This is a genomic window from Nakamurella flava (genome assembly GCF_005298075.1).
In the GTDB taxonomy this organism is placed as follows: Bacteria; Actinomycetota; Actinomycetes; order Mycobacteriales; family Nakamurellaceae; genus Nakamurella; species Nakamurella flava.
This window is the reverse complement of record NZ_SZZH01000004.1, coordinates 120,515-139,390: the sequence shown is the minus strand read 5'-3', so window position 1 is coordinate 139,390 and position 18,876 is coordinate 120,515. Positions and strand designations below refer to the sequence as shown.

Annotated in this window: 17 protein-coding genes; 13 read left to right on the top strand and 4 right to left on the bottom strand. The window is 71.6% G+C overall.

Annotation, left to right across the window (positions count from 1 at the left end; translation table 11 throughout):
• Positions 1-220 precede the first annotated feature (220 nt).
• Together bar and FDO65_RS16460 are read left to right on the top strand one after the other, a co-directional pair.
• Positions 221-1,351, top strand: coding sequence for a barbiturase (gene bar, locus FDO65_RS16465; protein WP_137450822.1), 1,131 nt, complete (start codon positions 221-223; stop codon positions 1,349-1,351).
• A gap of 161 nt (positions 1,352-1,512) precedes the next feature.
• On the top strand, positions 1,513-2,925 hold the full coding sequence (locus FDO65_RS16460) for an amidase (protein WP_137450821.1): 1,413 nt from the start codon (positions 1,513-1,515) through the stop codon (positions 2,923-2,925).
• Here the strand turns inward: FDO65_RS16460 and FDO65_RS16455 are convergent.
• Entirely contained in the window at positions 2,898-3,902 is a 1,005-nt protein-coding gene (locus FDO65_RS16455; protein WP_137450820.1) for a helix-turn-helix transcriptional regulator, read from the bottom strand. The genes FDO65_RS16460 and FDO65_RS16455 overlap by 28 nt on opposite strands.
• Positions 3,903-4,031: 129 nt before the next feature.
• Between FDO65_RS16455 and FDO65_RS16450 the strand changes: the two genes are divergently transcribed.
• The 3 genes from FDO65_RS16450 (at position 4,032) to FDO65_RS16440 (ending at position 6,546) form a co-directional block, all read left to right on the top strand.
• Positions 4,032-4,427 carry a RidA family protein gene (locus tag FDO65_RS16450; protein WP_137450959.1) on the top strand — a complete coding sequence of 132 codons (396 nt, stop codon included), beginning with the start codon at positions 4,032-4,034 and terminating at the stop codon, positions 4,425-4,427.
• 217 nt (positions 4,428-4,644) lie between these two features.
• Entirely contained in the window at positions 4,645-6,078 is a 1,434-nt protein-coding gene (locus FDO65_RS16445; protein ID WP_166442249.1) for an APC family permease, read from the top strand.
• 36 nt (positions 6,079-6,114) lie between these two features.
• Positions 6,115-6,546 carry a carboxymuconolactone decarboxylase family protein gene (locus FDO65_RS16440; RefSeq protein WP_137450819.1) on the top strand — a complete coding sequence of 144 codons (432 nt, stop codon included), beginning with the start codon at positions 6,115-6,117 and terminating at the stop codon, positions 6,544-6,546.
• A gap of 22 nt (positions 6,547-6,568) precedes the next feature.
• Here the strand turns inward: FDO65_RS16440 and FDO65_RS16435 are convergent, their stop codons facing one another.
• Entirely contained in the window at positions 6,569-7,198 is a 630-nt protein-coding gene (locus FDO65_RS16435; protein WP_137450818.1) for an MBL fold metallo-hydrolase, read from the bottom strand.
• 437 nt (positions 7,199-7,635) lie between these two features.
• Here FDO65_RS16435 and FDO65_RS16430 point away from each other — a divergent pair, with 437 nt between their 5' ends.
• Positions 7,636-8,466, top strand: coding sequence for a hypothetical protein (locus FDO65_RS16430; protein ID WP_137450817.1), 831 nt, complete (start codon positions 7,636-7,638; stop codon positions 8,464-8,466).
• A 10-nt stretch (positions 8,467-8,476) separates the two neighbouring features.
• Here the strand turns inward: FDO65_RS16430 and FDO65_RS16425 are convergent, their stop codons facing one another.
• On the bottom strand, positions 8,477-9,220 hold the full coding sequence (locus tag FDO65_RS16425; protein WP_240757670.1) for a FadR/GntR family transcriptional regulator: 744 nt from the start codon (positions 9,218-9,220) through the stop codon (positions 8,477-8,479).
• A gap of 405 nt (positions 9,221-9,625) precedes the next feature.
• Here FDO65_RS16425 and FDO65_RS16420 point away from each other — a divergent pair, with 405 nt between their 5' ends.
• The 7 genes from FDO65_RS16420 to FDO65_RS16390 all read left to right on the top strand — a co-directional run bounded on the left by FDO65_RS16420 (position 9,626) and on the right by FDO65_RS16390 (position 18,347).
• Positions 9,626-12,712, top strand: a complete 3,087-nt coding sequence (locus FDO65_RS16420; protein ID WP_137450815.1) for an FAD-binding and (Fe-S)-binding domain-containing protein — start codon at positions 9,626-9,628, stop codon at positions 12,710-12,712.
• 66 nt (positions 12,713-12,778) lie between these two features.
• Positions 12,779-13,750, top strand: coding sequence for a hypothetical protein (locus FDO65_RS16415; protein WP_137450814.1), 972 nt, complete (start codon positions 12,779-12,781; stop codon positions 13,748-13,750).
• 132 nt (positions 13,751-13,882) lie between these two features.
• Entirely contained in the window at positions 13,883-14,782 is a 900-nt protein-coding gene (locus FDO65_RS16410) for a hypothetical protein (RefSeq protein WP_137450813.1), read from the top strand.
• Positions 14,779-15,753, top strand: a complete 975-nt coding sequence (locus tag FDO65_RS16405) for a hypothetical protein (RefSeq protein WP_137450812.1) — start codon at positions 14,779-14,781, stop codon at positions 15,751-15,753. The genes FDO65_RS16410 and FDO65_RS16405 overlap by 4 nt, the downstream gene beginning before the upstream one ends.
• 37 nt (positions 15,754-15,790) lie before the next feature.
• Complete coding sequence (locus FDO65_RS16400) at positions 15,791-16,771, top strand: hypothetical protein (protein WP_137450811.1); 981 nt, start codon at positions 15,791-15,793, stop codon at positions 16,769-16,771.
• 73 nt (positions 16,772-16,844) lie between these two features.
• Positions 16,845-17,330 carry a hypothetical protein gene (locus FDO65_RS16395; protein ID WP_137450810.1) on the top strand — a complete coding sequence of 162 codons (486 nt, stop codon included), beginning with the start codon at positions 16,845-16,847 and terminating at the stop codon, positions 17,328-17,330.
• A 60-nt stretch (positions 17,331-17,390) separates the two neighbouring features.
• Complete coding sequence (locus FDO65_RS16390; RefSeq protein ID WP_137450809.1) at positions 17,391-18,347, top strand: septum formation family protein; 957 nt, start codon at positions 17,391-17,393, stop codon at positions 18,345-18,347.
• Here FDO65_RS16390 and FDO65_RS16385 read toward each other — a convergent pair whose 3' ends face one another.
• Positions 18,348-18,869: a hypothetical protein gene (locus tag FDO65_RS16385; RefSeq protein WP_137450808.1), complete on the bottom strand. Its 522-nt coding sequence runs from the start codon at positions 18,867-18,869 to the stop codon at positions 18,348-18,350. It lies immediately after the preceding gene.
• Positions 18,870-18,876: the final 7 nt, after the last annotated feature.

Here is an 18,876-nt window from a genome sequence, read left to right as displayed (position 1 = left end):
AACGTCACCGTCCACCTAAGCCCGGGCGGACCGCTCGACGCGGGCGGCGGCTGTGAGTGGTCCCCGGACCAGGCCCGGCACATTTGGCAAGATCTGCTAATGAACCGTCCGGGGGACGTCCGGTGGGATGGAACCGAACCGCCGAGCACCCGAGTTCCACCGTGACCTCCTCGGCCCCCTGCCCGCCCGCCGATCCCACTCCACCGAAAGGGTCCAGGTCATGCCTGAAGCCATCGAGGTCCGCAAGGTTCCGATCCACGGCGTCTCCGACGCCTCCGAGCTGACCAAGCTCATCGACGACGGCGTGCTGGAGGCCGACCGCGTCGTCGCGATCATCGGCAAGACCGAGGGCAACGGCGGGGTCAACGACTACACCCGCATCATCGCCGACCGGGCGTTCCGGGAGGCGCTGATCGCCAAGGGGGCTCCGGCCGAACAGGTCAAGCAGATCCCGATCGTCTGGTCCGGCGGCACCGACGGCGTCATCAGCCCGCACGCCACCATCTTCGCCACGGTGCCCGCGGAGAAGGCCGAGCAGACCGACGAGCCCCGCCTGACGGTCGGGTTCGCCATGAGCGAGCCCATCGCGCCCGAGGAGATCGGTTACCTCGGCATGATCGAGAAGGTCGCGGCCGGTGTGAAGGTCGCCATGGAGCGGGCCGGCATCACCGACCCGGCCGACGTGCACTACGTACAGACCAAGACCCCGCTGCTGACGATCCACACCATCCGCGACGCCAAGAGCCGCGGGAAGACGGTGTGGACCGAGCACACCCACGAGTCGATGGACCTGTCCAACGGCACCACCGGCCTCGGTGTCGCGCTGGCCCTCGGCGAGATCGAGAAGCCCACCGACGCCGACATCATGCACAACCGCGAGCTCTACTCGTCGGTCGCCTCGTGCTCCTCGGGTGTCGAACTCGACCAGGCGCAGATCGTCGTGGTCGGCAACGCCCGCGGGGTCGGCGGCCGCTACCGCATCGGCCACTCGGTCATGCAGGACGCCCTCGACCAGGACGGCATCTGGACCGCGATCAAGGACGCCGGACTGGACCTGCCGGAGCGTCCGCGCACCACCGACCTGCAGGGCCGGTTGGTGAACGTGTTCCTCAAGTGCGAGGCCAGCCAGGACGGCACCGTCCGCGGCCGCCGCAACGCCATGCTCGACGACTCGGACGTGCACTGGCACCGGCAGATCAAGTCGTGCGTCGGCGGTGTGACCGCGGCCGTCACCGGCGACCCGGCCGTGTTCGTCTCCGTCTCGGCCGCCCACCAGGGCCCGGAGGGCGGCGGTCCGGTCGCCGCCATCGTCGACCTCGGAGCCGACCCCACCGGCTACCAGCGGGCCTGATCCGCCCGCAGCCGCCGTCCCCCGGGAGCGGCGGAAACCCCCCCCGACCGAACGCTCCGGGGTCGGTGCCCGCCGGCCCCGGGGCGTTCCTCCATGTCCGTACCGATGTCTGTACCGGTAGGTGCACCGACGTCCGCGACCGACCCGACGGGAAGCCGACCATGACCGCATCACTCGCCGCGCTCAGCGCCCGGGATCTCGCCGCCGGGCTGCGCAGCCGGCGGTTCTCGGCCCGCGAGGTGCTGGCCGACCACCTGGCCCGGATCGACCAGCTGAACCCGACGGTGAACGCCATCGTCAGCCTCGACGTCGAGGGGGCGCAGGCGGCCGCGGCCGACGCCGACCGGCGCTGCGCCGCCGGCGAGCCGCTCGGCCCGCTGCACGGGCTTCCGGTGGCCTACAAGGACACCCACGCCACCGCCGGGCTGCGCACCACCTACGGTTCACCGCTGCACGCCGCGACGGTTCCCGACCGCAACGACGAGATCGTCGATCGCATCGAACGGGCCGGGGCGATCCGGGTCGGCAAGACGAACGTCCCGGAGTTCGCGGCCGGGTCCCACACCTTCAACTCCGTCTTCGGCACCACCCGCAACCCGTGGGACACCAACCGGTCCGCCGGCGGCAGCAGCGGTGGGGCGGCGGCCGCACTGGCCGCCCGGATGCTGCCCATTGCCGACGGCACCGACATGGGCGGCTCGCTGCGCAACCCGGCGTCGTTCTGCAACGTGGTCGGCCTGCGGCCGACCCCGGGGCGGGTACCGGAACCGGGCACGGCGCTGGGGTTCTCGCCGCTCGGGGTGGGCGGGCCGATGGCCCGCTCGGTCGACGACCTGGCCCTGCTGCTGTCCGTGGTCGCCGGCCCCCACCCGGACGACCCGCTGTCGTTGTCCGACGACCCGGGCGTCCTGGCCACCGTGACGCCCGCCGAACTCCGCGGTGTGCGGGTCGCGTGGGCGCCGACCCTGGGTGGTCGGGTGCCCGTGGAGCGGCAGGTGCTGGACGTCCTCGACCCGGCCGTCGCCCTGTTCTCCGACCTCGGCGCGGAGGTGGACCACGCCTGCCCCGACCTCGATGGCGCCGACGACGCTTTCCGGACGATGCGGGCCGCCCAGTTCGACCTGCTGTGGAGCGACCTGCTGGCCGCGCACCCGGAGGCGTTCAAGGACGACCTGGCCTGGAACATCCGCCAGGGACAGGGCTTGTCGGGTCGGGACGTCAGCCGGGCATGGGCGGAGATCAGTCGCCTGCACCGGGTGATGAACGCGTTCTTCGACACCTTCGACGTGCTGCTGGCGCCGGTCAGCCAGCTGGCCCCGTTCGACGCCGACGTGCTCTGGCCCGACCACATCGACGGCACCCCGCTGCACACGTACCTGGACTGGATGGCCTCCTGCTACCTCATCAGCGCCACGGGGGTGCCGGCGCTGTCCATCCCGGCCGGGTTCACGCCCGGCGGTCTGCCGGTCGGCCTGCAGATCGTTACCCGCGCCCGGTCGGAAGCCCGGTTGCTCGCAGTGGCGAAAGCCTTCGAGGAGGCGACTGGCTACGGGCAGCGCTCACCCGGCAGCTGAGCTGCGCCGTAGGCCCTCGCCATGGCGAGAGCTCGGGCGCCCAACGTCGTCCGCAGCGGGAGCGGGGAGACCACCTCGGCGTCCGGACCCAGACGCCACAGCGCCCACTCGGCGTGCCAGGCGTCCTGGTAGGTGACGTGCAGGGGCAGCCGCCCTTCGGCGTCCGGTGGTGAGGCAGGTTCCAGCGACCGCACGGTGACGGCGGTCTCGAGCAGTGCGTCGTGTCGGTGGGGCGCGACGTGGACAACCACGTCCAGGTGATCGTCGGCGAGGAACCGTCGGCATCGTTCCTGCCAGAGTCGGTCGAGATCGACCCGTTCCGGGCGCTCGGCCGGTGCGTCCAACTCGGTGGCCGCCGTGATCCGCGACAACCGGTAGGTCCGGTCGACGCCGTCCCGCAGGGCCAGGAGATACGAGCGTCCACCCGCGGCGACCAGTCCGACCGGGTCGACGGTGCGCCAGGCCGGTTCGCCGCCGCGCGCCGTGTACCGCAGGGTGAGCCGGCGACCGGCGATCACCGCGCGACGTACGGTCCCCAGCACCGCCGCGGCGACCGAGTCGGAGGAGAGTCGGCGGGGCAGCAGATCCGTCTCGGCGTCGACGAGCAACCGCCTCGCCGCCTCGCCGGCCGTCTTCATCTGGGCGTCGGGAAGGGCATCGACGACCTTGCGCAACGCCGAGACCAGGTCCGGTCCGAGGCCGAGCCGATCGGCGGAAGCGCCTCGGCCGAGCGCGAGCACCGCGACGGCCTCGTCGTCGTTCACCCCCGTCAGTTCCGTCCGGAGACCCGGCAGCAGGGCGAAGCCGCCGTGACGACCGTGCTCGGCGTAGATCGGAACTCCGGCCGCCGAGAGGGCGTCGACGTCGCGCAGCACGGTCCGTTTGGATACCTCGAGCTCGCGGGCCAGGGCGGTGGCGGACATGCGGCCATGGTGACGAAGCAGCAGCACCAGGGAGACCAGGCGGTCGGCGCGCATGCACCGATCGTAGGAGGAATCGGTGACAGTAGATGTCACCGTTGGGTTGCGACGGTTGTCGGGCGAGCGCGGGTACGCCGGCCACCGGGCCGGGGGCGCCGCCACGACGAACGGAACAGGCCCGTGACACTGCACCGCACGCCCGTCAACCCGGTCACCTGGTCGTTGGCCCTGGGGTTCCCCCAGGGCGAACTGGTGACCGGGGCACAGCGAACACTCCACATCTCCGGTCAGACCGCGATGGACGCCGACGGTCGCCCCCAGCACGACGGTGACCTCGCCGCTCAGCTGTCGCTCAGCGTCGACAATCTCGAATCCGTTCTGCGGGCCGCCGACATGGATCTGTCTCACCTGGTCCGCCTCGCTGTCTACACCACGGATGTCGACGGGCTCCTGTCGCACTACGGGGTGCTGGCCGGTCGGTTGGCGACCGCCGGTGCGGCGCCGACCACGACGCTGCTCGGAGTGAGCGGATTGGCCGTGCCCGGGCAGCTGGTCGAACTCGACGGCACGGCCGTCGCCTGACTGACCGGCGGGACGGGCGCGGATGGCCGTGGTGGACAGGCGAAACCAGTGTGAGTACCCCACCCAGGCAGCGACCAAACAAGATCACGATCTTGCTTCCGGATCGCCACCCGCTCTCGCCAGGGCACCAGCCAGGCCCTACGCTCCCGGGCATCGATCGCGACCGTCCGACCGGCGTCGTCGGCACCGGCGACGCGAACGGCGTCCGGGAGCAGCCATGACCGCGACCACCACGACGGCCCAGCCGGAACTCAAGCGGGTCATGGGCCCGAAGCTGCTACTGCTCTTCATCGTCGGCGACATCCTCGGCACCGGCGTCTACGCGCTCACCGGGGACGTCGCCGGCGAGGTCGGCGGAGCCGCCTGGCTCCCGTTCCTCGTCGCTTTCGCGGTCGCCACCGTCACCGCGTTCTCCTACCTGGAGCTGGTCACCAAATATCCGCAGGCGGCCGGGGCCGCGCTCTACGTGCATCGAGCGTTCGGGGTGCAGTTCTTCACCTTCATGATCGCGTTCGTGGTGATGTGTTCGGGCATCACCTCGGCCTCGACCGCCTCCCGGGCGTTCGCCTCGAACATGGCCAAGGGCTTCGGGTGGGACGACGGGCCGCTGCTCATCGTCGGCATCGCGCTGCTGTTCATGCTGCTCGTCGCGGCGGTCAACTACCGCGGCGTCGGCGAGAGCGTCAAGGCCAACGTGGTTCTCACCCTCATCGAACTGTCCGGACTGCTGTTGGTGATCATGGTCGGATTCCTGGCCCTGTTCGGCGGTGATGCCGACTGGTCCCGGGTGATCGCCTTCGACACCCCGCAGGACAAGAGCGTGTTCCTGGCGGTGACCACGGCGACATCGCTCGCCTTCTTCGCCATGGTGGGGTTCGAGGATTCGGTCAACATGGCCGAGGAGACCAAGGACCCGGTCAAGTGCTTCCCGAAGATGATGCTCACGGGGCTGGGCATCACCGGCGTGATCTACGTGCTGGTCTCCGTCGTCGCCGTGGCGCTGGTGCCGGTGGGTGACCTGGCCTCCAGCGACACCCCGCTGGTGCTGGTCGTCCAGGCCGGCGCTCCGGATCTGCCGATCGGCACCCTGTTGCCGTTCATCTCCATGTTCGCGGTGGCCAACTCGGCCCTCATCAACATGCTGATGGCCAGCCGGCTGATCTACGGCATGGCCCGCCAGCACGTGCTGCCGCCGGTGCTCGGCAAGGTGCACCCGGTCCGGCGGACCCCGTACGTGGCCATCGGCTTCACCACCGCCCTGTCCCTCGCGCTGATCGTTTTCGTCTCGCTGGGCAGCTCCGACGCCGTCGCGGTGCTGGGCGGGACCACCGCCCTGCTGCTGCTCGGCGTGTTCGCCGTCGTCAACGTCGCCGTGCTGGTGCTGCGGCGACCGGGTAAGCGGAAGGGGCAGCAGCGCAACCACTTCCATGCCCCCACCGTGTTGCCGATCGTCGGCGCGATCTGCTGCCTGTACCTGGTGACGCCGCTGTCCGGGCGCGCCGTGTCCCAGTACGTGGTGGCCGGCGGGCTGCTCGTTCTCGGGCTGGTGCTGTTCGTCGTGACCACGGCCATCAACCGCAAGCTGGGGGTGCGTCCCGTCCCACCGGAGGAGGACGAGGAGAATCTGAAGTCGCACGGCGCGATCAACTGATCGCCGTCGGCCGCACACGCCCGGGGGGACGTCCGCATGAGCACCACGACACCAGACCCGATCACACCGGAGGATCGGGAACGCCGGGACCGCTTCGACCGCGGACGGGCGGTGCTGGACGCGGTCGACGGGGCGGCGGGGGAGGCGGTCATCACCGCGCTGCAGGACGTCGCCCCGGAACTGGCCCACCAGATCATCGGCTGGGCCTACGGCGACATCTACGCCCGCCCCGGGCTGGTGCCCCGCGACCGGCAGCTGCTCACCCTGGGCATGCTCACCGCCCTGGGCGGGTGCGAGAAGGAGCTGACCGTCCATCTCAATGCCGCGTTGAACGTCGGCCTGACCCCGCAGGAGATCGTCGAGGCGTTGCTGCACTCGGCGGTCTACTGCGGGATCCCGCGGGCCCTGAACGCCACGATGGTCGCCAAGGACGTCTTCGCCGAACGGGGTCTGCTGCCGGTCACCTGACGGGGTGATCGGGCAGACGTGTTCAGAACTCCCGGGTCTGCCCGTCGTCCATCAGTACCCAGCGGGAACTTTTCGGCAGCAGCGGTTCGACCATGCCGTAGACCATCGCCGGCCGGGACAGCACCTGCTCGTGGATCGGGATCACGTACGCCGGCGACACCGAGCGGACGTACTCGACGGCTTCCTTCACCGCCATCCACGGGGCGGACACCGGCAGGGCGAGGATCTCCACGGGGCGGTCGATCTCGGTGAACGAGTCGCCCGGGTGCAGCAGCCGCCCGTCGATCAGGTAGGCCACGTTGCTGATCACCGGGATGTCCTTGTGGATGACGGCGTGCCGCGCCCCGTAGACCGACACCGGGACCCCGACGTCGAACTCGTCGGCCGCCTGGACAGTGGTGACCTCGATGCCCTTCTCGCTCAGGATCGCGGCCGTCTGGGCGTCGGCGTGCACCGAGGCGCCGGGGTTGGCGGCCAGCAGGGTCACCAGCTTGTCGGCGTCGACGTGATCGAAGTGCTGGTGCGTGAGGAGGACGGCGGTCAGGCCGGTGAGGGACTCGAACCCGGAGGAGAACGCGCCGGGGTCCAGCAGGATGCTGGCCGAGCCCTCGGTCACGTGCAGGCAGGAATGGCCGAACTTGGTGACGCGCATGGATCCTCCTCGAGCGGTGTCGCCGGCGCCGCGTGACGGTCCGGTACCCGCCCCTCCGGTGGGCGGCACCCTCAGAGGGTGCCGACGGTCCTGGTGAGCTGCCGTCAGGGTAGCCAGGGCGCCCGCATGGTGAATCGGGGGATGCCGCCGCTACCGATCGGCCCTGCTCGGGCCGTGGGCCCTGGACGGCTGACGAAGTCGACAGAACGTAGGGGTGGTTCGACGGACGGTCACACACGGCCGGCATGTCACCCGCCGGGGCTCCGGGACCCCCCTTTGGAGACCCCTGCACGGACGCGTCGATCCGTAGTGTCACTGACGGTCATCAGCATTCCCCCGTCGCGCCGCGCTGTGCTCCCTCGGCAACAAGGCCGTGACTGTGCGTCCACATCGATCGATGTGTGCGACCCGGGGTCCATCACGCCAGGAGTCCACTCATGCTCGCGCCCGCGTCCCCGCGGCCCGGTTCGTTCCCGGGTCCCGCCGATCGCCGGCGCAACGCTGCCCTCGTGGTCATCGCGATCATCACCGGCGTGCTGGCGATCCTCGTGCCGGTCGTGCTGGCGGTCCGGGCCTCCGGTGATGAGCCGGCGGTCGAGCCCACTGCGCGCACCGGTGCGGCGGCCGGGCGCGACCGACCGGATCCCGCCGTTCCCGGCTCGGTCCCGCCGACGACGACCGCGGCCGGGACGAGCCTGGCGCCCGCTGTCCCGGTCGGTCCGACCGGCCCGGCGGTCGTGGTGGTCGACGCGCAGGCCGCCGCCACCACGCCTGCGCCCTCGATCCCCTCACAGTCAGTTCCGTCCGCCGAGGGGCGGGTGGCCGACTTGTCGTTCATCCCGGAGTCGGCGGCTGCCGCGCCGACCGACTGGATGCAGGCGCTCCGTCCGCAGGTGGACCCGCGGGGACTGGCGACCTGGGTGCTCGAGGCGCGTGGGGCCTGGGGGGCCACCGACGGCCACACCGTCTACATCGACCCGAACGTCCCGGCGGACAAACGATGGTCGGTCATGGTCCATGAGTACGGGCACGTGCTGCAGGTCCGTCGCTACGGCAACCTGAACGCGACCGCTGCGGCCCTGAACCAGATCGTCGGGGCCGACCCGTCGGACAAGGGTCCGACGGAGAGCAACGCCGACTGCATCGCCGAACTGCTGGGCGCCACCTGGACCGACTACGGCTGCCGGGATGCCCTGCGACCCGCGGCGGCCGCCCTGGTCGACACCGACCGGGCCTGGATCTCGATCGCCCGGTACGCCCAGCCCTGATCCCGTCGGGTCAGTCGGGGTCGGCGGCGACGCCGACCTGCCGCATGTAGCGGAAGAAGCCGCGGATGTGGGCCTCGAGCAGATCCGCGGCCCCGGGGCCGTCGCCGTCCGTCAGTGCGCCGGCGATCGCCCGGTGTTCGGCCCGCAGCGTCGACCGGACGTCACCCCACTCCGGATCGGCGGTCAGGGCCGCGTGGATGTCGGTGCGACTGGACTCGCGGACGGCCACCGTCAGGTCGGCGACCAGGCGGTTGCCGCCGGACTCGGCGATGGCCACGTGGAACCTGGTGTCCAGCTCGTTGAACTCGTCCTGGCCGATGTCCTCCCGCTCCATCGCGGTGAGGATGCCGTCGAGGGCGGCACCGTCGATGGCCCCCGACTGCACGGCGCTCACCGCGCTGAAGCGTTCGAGCATGACCCGGGCCTCGACGACGTCCGACAGGGGGAACGAGGCCACCGCCAGGTGCACCCGCAGCAGATGGGTGAGCGCACCGCTCGGCGCGGACATGACGACGGTCCCGGAGTCCGCCCCGGTGCCCACCGACGACTTGAGGATGCCCTGCGCCTGCAACACGCGCAGGGCCTCGCGCACCGCGGGGCGGGACGCGCCGAGCATGGCGGCCAGCTCCCGCTCGGGCGGCAGTTTGTCGCCCGGTCGCAGGGAGCGGGAGACCAGTTGTTCCTCGATGCGGGACAGGACCAGCTGGTAGGTCGGTACCCGGTCGACCGGAGCCCAGGACGGTTCGGTGGCCACGTCAGGTCCTTCACGGGTGGCGACCGGCGCCCGGGTCGAGACGCCGCAGCCGCAGGTGGAACGAGCAACCCGGTGCGGCGACGCTATCAGGGAAGCGAGCACACCAGCACATGGTCGGACCACATCCGTCAGGGACGGTCCAGGGGCCAAGGACCCGGTCGGCGGGGACCTCACTTGCCGTACGGTGTGGTCTGACCACAGCGGGATCTGCGTGTTGTGGGCGGCGAACGAAGCCGCGGCTCTCGCTCCGCGAGAACGTGGGAGGCGCCAGCCCCGGGTCGGCCGCACACTCGGCCCTGGACGACGCATCCGGGATCAGGCCGCAGCACGGGTCCGGCCTGGTCGACCGTCCGCCGGCGGACCGCCGCCCGTCCGGCTCGATCGTGCAGCGAAGAAGGTGCCGACATGACCGGGGTGACCACCAGATCCAGCCGAGCCGAGCGTTCGGCGCGGACCGCCGAACCGTCCGGGACCGGCCCTGGTCTGCTGCCGGAGGTCCCGCCCGCGCTGACCGCCGCCCTGGCCGCCGCGGTCGGGCCCGACGAGGTCCGGATCCGCGCCACCGACCGATTGGCCCGCGGCCATGACGCCTCGCACTACGCGCTTACCCCGCAGGCGGTCGTCGTGCCCCGGAATGCCGGTCAGGTCGGCGCGCTGCTGGCCGCCACCGCCCGCACCGGAGTGCCGCTGACCTTCCGGTCCGGCGGTACCAGCCTCAACGGGCAGGGCGTCACCGACGGCGTGCTGGTCGACACCCGGATGCACTTCCGCGACGTCGAGGTCCTCGACGGCGGAGCGAAGGTCAGGGTCGGGCCCGGCGCCACGGTCCGCGCGGTGAACGCCCGGCTGGCCCGGCACGGCCGCAAGCTGGGGCCGGATCCGGCCAGCGAGATCGCCTGCACCATCGGCGGAATGGTGGCCAACAACTCCTCCGGCATGGCCTGCGGCGTGGTCGCCAACACCTACCGGACGCTGCATTCGCTGGTCGTGGTCCTGCCGTCCGGGACCGTGGTCGACACCGGCGCCGCGGACGCGGACGAGCAGCTCCGCGCCGCCGAACCCGGCCTGTACGAGGGGCTCTCGCGGCTGCGGGACCGGGTCCGCGGTGACGCCGCGTCGGTCGCGACCATCGAACGGCTGTTCGCGATGAAGAACACGATGGGCTACGGGGTCAACTCGTTGCTCGACCACACCCGGCCCGTCGACATCCTGGCCCACCTGATGATCGGCAGCGAGGGCACCCTCGGGTTCATCGCCTCGGTCACCATGAACACCGTCCCGCTGCTGACCGCGGCGATGACCGGCCTGCTGGTCTTCCCCGACCTGGACCGGGCCACCGCCGCACTGCCCGCGCTGGTCGACACCGGCGTCGCGGCCATCGAGTTGATGGACGCCACCTCCCTGCGGGTGGCCCAGGCCGACCCGTCCGCCGACCCGCTGGTGATGGCCATCGACGTGCGCGACCACACCGCGCTGCTGGTGGAGTACCAGGCCGCCACCGCGGAGGAGGTGCGAGAGCAGGCCGAACGGGCCCGCCCGGTGCTCACCGACCTGCCGCTGACCGCGTCGGCCGAGCTGAGTACCGACGCGAAGACCCGCGCCGGGCTCTGGCACATCCGCAAGGGCCTCTACGCCACGGTGGCCGGCGCCCGTCCGTCCGGCAGCACCGCGCTGCTGGAGGACATCGTCGTCCCCGTCCCCGAGTTGCTGCCGACCTGCCAGACCCTGACCGAGTTGTTCGCCCGGCACGACTACGGCGACGACTGCGTCATCTTCGGGCACGCCAAGGACGGCAACCTGCACTTCATGATCAACGAGCAGCTCGGGGTCCGGAACGGGCAGCAGCCCGACCTGACCCGGCTGGACGCGTTCACCGAGGACCTGGTCGATCTGGTGCTGGGGCACGGCGGCTCGCTCAAGGCCGAGCACGGCACCGGCCGGATGATGGCGCCCTACGTCCGCCGGCAGTACGGCGACGAGCTGTACGAGGTGATGCAGGAGATCAAGCGGCTGTTCGACCCGCACGGCCGGCTCAACCCGGGCGTGCTGCTGTCTGACGATCCCCGTTCGCACGTCAGCAATCTGAAGACCACCGAGACCGTCGAGGCCGAGGTCGACCGCTGCGTCGAGTGTGGGTACTGCGAGCCCGTCTGCCCGAGCCGGAACCTCACCACCACCCCGCGCCAACGGATCGTGCTGCGCCGGGAGATGCAGCGGGCCAAGGCGGCCGGCGACACTGCGCTGCTGGCCGAACTGGAGGACGAGTACGGCTACGACGCGGTCGACACCTGCGCGGTCGACGGCATGTGCCAGACCGCCTGCCCGGTACTCATCAACACCGGCGATCTGGTGCGCACGCTCCGCAAGCAGGAGGCCGGCGGCGGCGACGGTTCCGGAAGGAAGACGGTTCCGGCCAGGGTGTGGAAGACGGCGGCCAAGCACTGGGACACGACCACCCGCGGCGCGTCGATCGCGCTGACCGTGGCCGACAAGGCGCCGTCGCCGCTGGTGGCCGGCACCACCGGTCTCTTGCGCAAGGTCGTCGACCCGGACGTGATGCCGGCCTGGTCGCCGGAGCTCCCGGAGGGCGGCACCCGCCGGTCGAAGCAGGAGGGCCAACCGCCGGTCGGCTCCCCGGCCGCCCATCCGGCCGGGGAGGAGGCGGTGTTCCTGCCGGCCTGCGTGGGCACCATGTTCGGCCCGGCCGACCAGGGGCCCGGCTCGTCGGTGGCCTTCCGCCGGCTGTGTGCGCGGGCCGGGGTCGAACTGGCCTACCCGGACGGTCTGGACTCGCTGTGCTGCGGTACCCCGTGGAAGTCCAAGGGCATGGCCGACGGCTACGAGATCATGGTTCGCCGGGTGCTGCCCGCGTTGTGGCGGGCGACCGACGGCGGCCGGCTGCCGGTCGTGGTCGACGCCTCGTCCTGCACCGAAGGGGTCCGGGAAATGCTCCACCATCCCGAGGCGGCCCGGCTGCTGGGTGAACTGGCCGGCGTGACGAACCCGGTGCGGACGGCCACCGGCGACCCGCTGCCCACCGACAAGGTGCCGGCGCAGCGGGCGGTGGCCACCGAACCGGTGGTGCAGGACGAGCCGGCGCTGCGGATCGTCGACGCCGTGCAGTTCGTGGCCGAGACCGTGCTGCCCCGGCTGCCGGACACGGCCGGCCGGCGCCTCGGCTCGCTGGCCGTGCATCCGACGTGTTCGTCCACCCACCTCGGCACCACGCCGCACCTGCTGACGCTGGCCGGCGCGGTGGCCGACGAGGTGGTCGTCCCGGACGACTGGGGTTGCTGCGCCTTCGCCGGCGACCGGGGGCTGCTGCACCCGGAGCTGACCGCGTCGGCGACCCGGCCGGAGGTGGCCGGGATGCACGGCCGGACGTTCGACGCGTACGCCTCGAGCAACCGGACCTGCGAACTGGGCATGACCCGGGCCACCGGGCATGCCTACCAGAACGTGCTCGAACTGCTGGACGCGGCCACGAACTGATCACAGCTGGGGCCTGACCGTCCCGTCCTGCGTGGGGCCGGACGGGGGCACGGTTACCGTCTGCCGATGGACAAGCGGTGGCTTCTGCCGATCGGCCTCGCGCTCGCGGTGGGTGTGGCCATCGGGGTGGTGGCCGTCACGGCACCCGACAGCCGGACGGTCGTCGGGACGCCCACGCTCGCGGCGGTCGCGTCTCCGCCGGTGGTCGGCGACTGCCTCCTGGGTGGACCGGACGGGCCGTTCCCCATCGACGAGGACACCGGGGAGGGGCTCGTGTCGCCGTACTCCCGGTCGTTCGGCGTCTGTGACGGCGTCCGCTACGGCGAGGTCACGGCCGTCGTCGAGGGGCAGGCCCGCAACGTCGATGCCGATGGATACCCGATGGGCCGGCTGCAGGCCGACTGCGACAGCGCGTTGGCCGAGTATCTCGGCGCGCCCGACCCGGTCAGCATGAGCAGCGACTGGTGGCCGTCCTTCACCGACGGGAGTTTCGCCGTCGGACCCGACCCCCGGCAGGCCCGTTCCGACCAGGACTGGGCGGCCTGTCTGATCCGGCCGCCGTTCTGGGGACCGGACGGGCGCGAGGGGCAGGTGGGCTCCGACGGGTACACGACGGTCGGCGCGGACTCGGTGCGCGGTCAGTGGTCCGAGCAGGAGACGCGTGACCGGCTCGGCACCTGCTGGTACAGCGACGGCATCAGCGGGGACCTCACCACCTACTGCGGTGACGTCCACGATGGCGAATCCCTGGCCTTCACCGCCGGGGACGCCTACGGATCGGTGGCGGAATGGACCGCCGGCTGCCGGAAGATCGCCGCGGCGGTAATCGGCCGTGACGACCCGACGCTCGGGGGAGCCATCTCCCTTGCGGCCTACGCTCTCGACGGGGATGGAAATTACGGCCCCATCACGGAGTCCGTCTTCCTCACCGCGTCCGACCGGGTCGATTGCGAAGCGCGACCGGTCGATCCCGGGCAGGTACTGACCGCCAGTCTCGTCGCCCTCGGCGACGACACCCCGCCGCTCGCCCCGCGCTGACGCATCGATGCGCTAGGCGCCCAGGGGTCGGATCACTAGGGTCACGCCATGGACCGTCGTCGGCTCGGGGCAGTGGGTGTCCTCGCGGCCGCCGTCCTGGCCGTGGCGGTCGGGGCGGGGCTCAGCCGGCCGATGACGGCCGGCGTCGCCAGTGCATTGCCGGTCGACCCGCCGCCGCAGGTGGAGGACTGTGTGTACACGGGTCCACGGGATTGGACGACGGAACGACCACTGGACGACGAGGGATCATTTGTCTCGTTCGATATCGGCGTCCGGCTCGGTCCGTGCATCGCCCCGTGGGACGCGGAAATCGTCGATGTGCACCCGATGGCCGAGGGTGATGGCCTGACCTACGGCGTCAGCGACAAGCCGTACCTCGGACGCAATGAATGCGGGGGCGCGGCTGCGCGGTACGTCCGCCAACCCGACTTCACGGACCCGGCCGGTCGGTGGCTGCCGAGTGGACCGTCATCGGACCCGCTGCCACCGGACCAACGGCAGTTCGCGGCCGGACAGAGATGGGTGGCCTGCCTGCTGTCCGCGCCGATGTGGGATCCATCGGGGAGGGATGCGACGACCTTCGTCGGTCCCGGCTTCATTCGGAGCGGGCAGACAGGGCATGGCCAATGGCAGGACCCGGTGTTTCGCAACCAGTGGGGTCAGTGCGGGATCGGGACGGATGGCGCAAGCCCCGTCGGTTTGGTCTTCTGCGGCCAGCCGCACGACCGGGAGCAGTTGGCCCACACCTATTGGGACATCGCCCCCGTGGCCGCGACCTTGATCGACAGCTGCGCCGGGCAGGCAGCACGTATGACCGAGCAGGGTGACGAATTCGCCGACGGGGCGTTGACGTCGGAAGTCGTCGTGCGCGGCTCTGATCCAGCCCCGGAGATCCAAATCCTCACGCGCACAACCGCTCTGACGGATGGCGGCTGGGCGGAGTGCTGGGTCCGCCCGGTCGACCCGGGGATGCGACTGACCGCCACCGTCGTGAGCCTGGGATCAGCCCCGCCTCCGTTGGTGCCCCGGTGACGCGCGCCCGCCTCGAATCCCGTCGGCTCACGGGAGTGGGCGTGCTCGCCGCCGCCGTCCTCGCGCTGGCCGTCGGGGCCGGCCTGGGGCGACCCTCGGTGGTCGGCGTGGCCAGCGCGCCGCCGATCGACCCGCCGCCGCAGGCGGGGGACTGCCTGTACGCGGGCCCCGACGGTCCGTGGAACACTGCGCGTTTCGACGGCAGCTGGCAGGACATGGCCTACCACCGCTGGTACGGCCCGTGCCGGGAACCGTGGTTCGGCGAAGTCGTGGGCGTCCGTACCCAGGCCGACATCCAGGCAGACCTGGCTGAGTCGAGGGTCGGTCCCGGATACGACCCGTGCGCGGCCCTGACCGCCTCCTACCTCGGGGCGCAGACGGTCCAACCGGTCGACGGGTGGGTCTCGGTCACCATTAGCGCCAGCACGCTGGAACCCAACCGGCGCCAGTACTCATCCGGCCCGATGTGGCAGGCCTGCGTCCTGGGGGCGCCATGGTGGACCCCGGAGGGCGAGCCGTACACCTCCGACGGCGAGGTCAACGCCGGTCCCACAACCACCGAACCGCTGCGGGGCCGGTGGGTCGACGTCAGCGTTCGCAACATGTTCGGCGTCTGCGAGGAGGGATCCTGGACCGAACGGAACGGCGTGTTCTGCGGTGAGCCGCACGACCGGGAGTTCGTGGCCCATACGACGTGGAACTCGGCCACCGATCCCGTGGTGCTGGAACGTGGCTGTCGACAGCAGATGGGCCGGGTCATGGGCCGCCAGGACCCCACCGGGGGCGATGCGCTCGCCGCAGAAGTCGTGACCTATGACCAGCTGGGCCAGCTCGCTGCGCTCACCGACTCGACTGCGCTCGGCGAGACCGGGTCCGCAGAGTGCTGGGTCCGATCGGCCGACCCGTCGCGGCAGCTGACCGCGACGGTGATCGGCCTCGGCGAAGGACCTGTCCCGTTGACGCCCCGCTGACCTGACGCCACTCGCGGGCGGTCGTACCGTCGGCGACATGCAGACCCGGCGGTTGGCGAGCGTGACCGTGCTGGCGGTCGCCGCCCTGGTGGTGTCGATCGGGGTCGGCCTGAGCCGGCCCCAGATCGTCGGCGTCGCGTCGCCGCCGATGGTGTCGCCGGTACCGGCGGTCGGGGATTGTGTGTTCGCCGGCGAGGACGGTCCGTGGGGCCGGTGGGACGAGCAGGGCACTTTCCGCGAGAACCCGTTCGCCCGGCACTACGGCACCTGCGCCGGGCAGTGGTTCGGTGAGGTGTCGGCCGTCCGCACCGGGGCCGCCATGGCCAAGAACCTCACCAGCGACGAGGGTCTCGCGGCGGCCGACGCCATCTGCTCGGCCGCGGCGGCCGAGTACCTGGGGGCGCCGAACCTGACCACGCCGCGCACCCGGTGGCAGGCCACCGCGCTGCCCACCGGTTCGCCCGTCGGGCCGGACCCGCGCCAGTCGGCGGCCGGTCAGAGCTGGCAGGCCTGCATCCTCACCCCGCCCCTCTGGGGCGCTGACGGGCAGATGGCCGGCGCCCAGACGGCCGACGGATTCGCCGGCCTCCCCCGACCGTCCGACGAACGACTCCGCGGCCGGTGGGCCGATCCGGTCCTGCGGAACCGGTACGGGCAGTGCCAGAACTCGGCCGTCGGAACGGGAGAGGCGGTCTTCTGCGGGTCGCCGCACGACGCGGAATGGCTCGGCCTGGGCTGGTGGTCCTCTCCGGCGCCGACCGCCGACGAGTTGCGACAGTCCTGCACCGACCTGGCCAGTCGGTTGCTCCAGCGGCCGGACCCCACCGCCGGCGGGGTCCTCACCGTCGAGACCAGCCTCATCGGAGTGGCCGGCAGCCCCGAGATCGTCGGCCCCGACACGGACGTCCCGCCCTCGGCCTCCGGACAGTGCCGCGTCCTGGTGGCGGACCCGGCGTCGGTGCTCACCTCGACGGTCCTCGGCATCGGGGACGGGGCGGTACCGCTGTCCCGGCGGTGAAGACGACGTCGGCGTTCACGGATGCAACCGTGATCGCTGCGCCGACCGTCTCATCGTCATGCTGAGGTGCGCAGTGGGATCGACGTGCGCGGCGGTGCTGGGTCTGGCCATGGTCGGATGCGGTAGTGAGGTCCCACCGGACGCGCCGACGGCGCTCCTGGTGACGCGTCAGTGCGAGGAGCCACCGGCAGATGCGCCGATCGTGTCGCTGATCGGTGCCGTCCCGGTCAGCCTCGTCCTCTGTGAAATCCCGGCGGTCGATGCCGCGGGCCCTGAAGGCTCGATCATCCCCACGTCGCAGATGTACCCGTCGGCGTTCTTCGCGGCGTCCCAGGCGGGGGTGGTTCTGGCCGCATTGAGCGCCGTCCCGGCCGATCCCCCCGGCACCTGCCCGACCGTCACCAGGTACGTCGCGCCGGTGTATCTGAGACTGGCGGACGGTCGTCTCCTCCGATTCATGCCGCCGACCAATCGGTGCGGGTATCCGTCCGACGAGTTCGTCGATTTCCTGAGGTCGCTGGGCTTCGCCTACGCGGGGTCCGGTGCGCTACGGCCATGAGCGGGTTCCCAGCGACGATCGGTACCCAGGACGGCAGGTATGAGGCCGTAGCGTCCGGTCATGCGGTCCCCCCGACCGGCCGGTGTCGCCGTGCTCGCCCTCGCGGTGATGGTGCTCGCGCTGGGAGCGGGTGCGGCCGGTCGGACCGTCGCCGGTACGGCGGGCGCGGCGCCGGTCGGGCCGACTCCCGCCGCCGGCGACTGTCTGCTCGCGACCACCGAGTCCGCCGCCCAGTGGATCGACGACAACGGGTTGCGCGCGCCGGAGCGGTCGTTCGGTGCCTGCGAGCAGGGCGACGACAGGACCGCGTCAGAGGTGGTGGGCGAGGTGGCGGTCATCCTGACCGAGCGCAGCGGCCGTCCGCACGACGACTGCGCCGAGCCGGTCGGTCGCTACGTCGGATTCGATGGTCTGCCGTCACGCAGCTCCGGAGATCTGTGGCACCCGGCCGGCGGGACGACGGTCGTCGTCGTCAACCCGGACAACCGGCAGTGGGCTGACGGCCAGCGGTGGCAGGCGTGCGTGCTGCTGCCCCCGTTGTTCACCGCCGACGGTGTGATCGACCCCGTCCGCGCCACTGCGACGAACCTGCGTTCCGCCCGCGGGGCCTGGGCCGACCCCGGCTACCGGAACCGGCTCGGGGACTGCCTCACCGTGTTCGCCGGGCCGATCGCAGAGCTCACCGCGTCGGTGTTCTGCGGCACGGCGCACGACCAGGAGCGGCTGGCGGTCGCATCCTGGGAGCGCGACGCGCCCCAGGCGGCATACCTGCGCCAGACCTGCGGGGAGTTGGCCGCCGGGCAGCTGGGCGCCACCGACCGGACCCGCGCCGGCGTGCTGACCACCGAGGTCGTCGTCACCGATCCGGACGGCCACCGCGCTCCCGTCGCCGAGGACGACACGCTGGCGCCCGAGGGCCAGGCCGACTGCGTCATCCGCCCCGTCGATGCCGGGCAGCAGTTGACGGCGACCCTGCTGGGCCGGCGCGACGCACCCCTGCCTCTGGCGCCCCGGTGACTACTTCGCGCCGGACGACCGGCTGATCCGCTCGCGGACCCGCGCCAACTGCGCGGCCGGGAACAGCTCGGACGGCAGGAGAGCGACCGACCGCAGGCCCTTCATCCGCAGCAGGACTGCGGTGTCGGTGGCCCAGACGTCCTCGATGCTGTCGTAGGTGAAATCGGACAGGCCCATCGGCCCGGCCACCGTCATGGCCCGGTCACCGAACCGCACCCAGTGCTCGGTGCCCGCCCGGTACAGCTTGCCCAGCTGCCGGGACGTCGACAGGTACTGCATACCCGTGACGATCGGGAAGACAAGGACCAGCAGCACGAGCGACACCCAGAGCTGGTCGTTGACGACACCGAAGGCGATCAGGGCGACCACGATGACCGCGTTGCTGATCCACGTCAGCGGACGCGTCCAGCGGTACTTCAGGACCGCCAGACCCAGACGCCGCGACGTGCGGTCGGTCGCGGTGTACCGGACGGCACCGGCCGGTGCGGGGGGCGTCTGGGCAGGGGTGGGGGTGTTGCTCACCGGCACG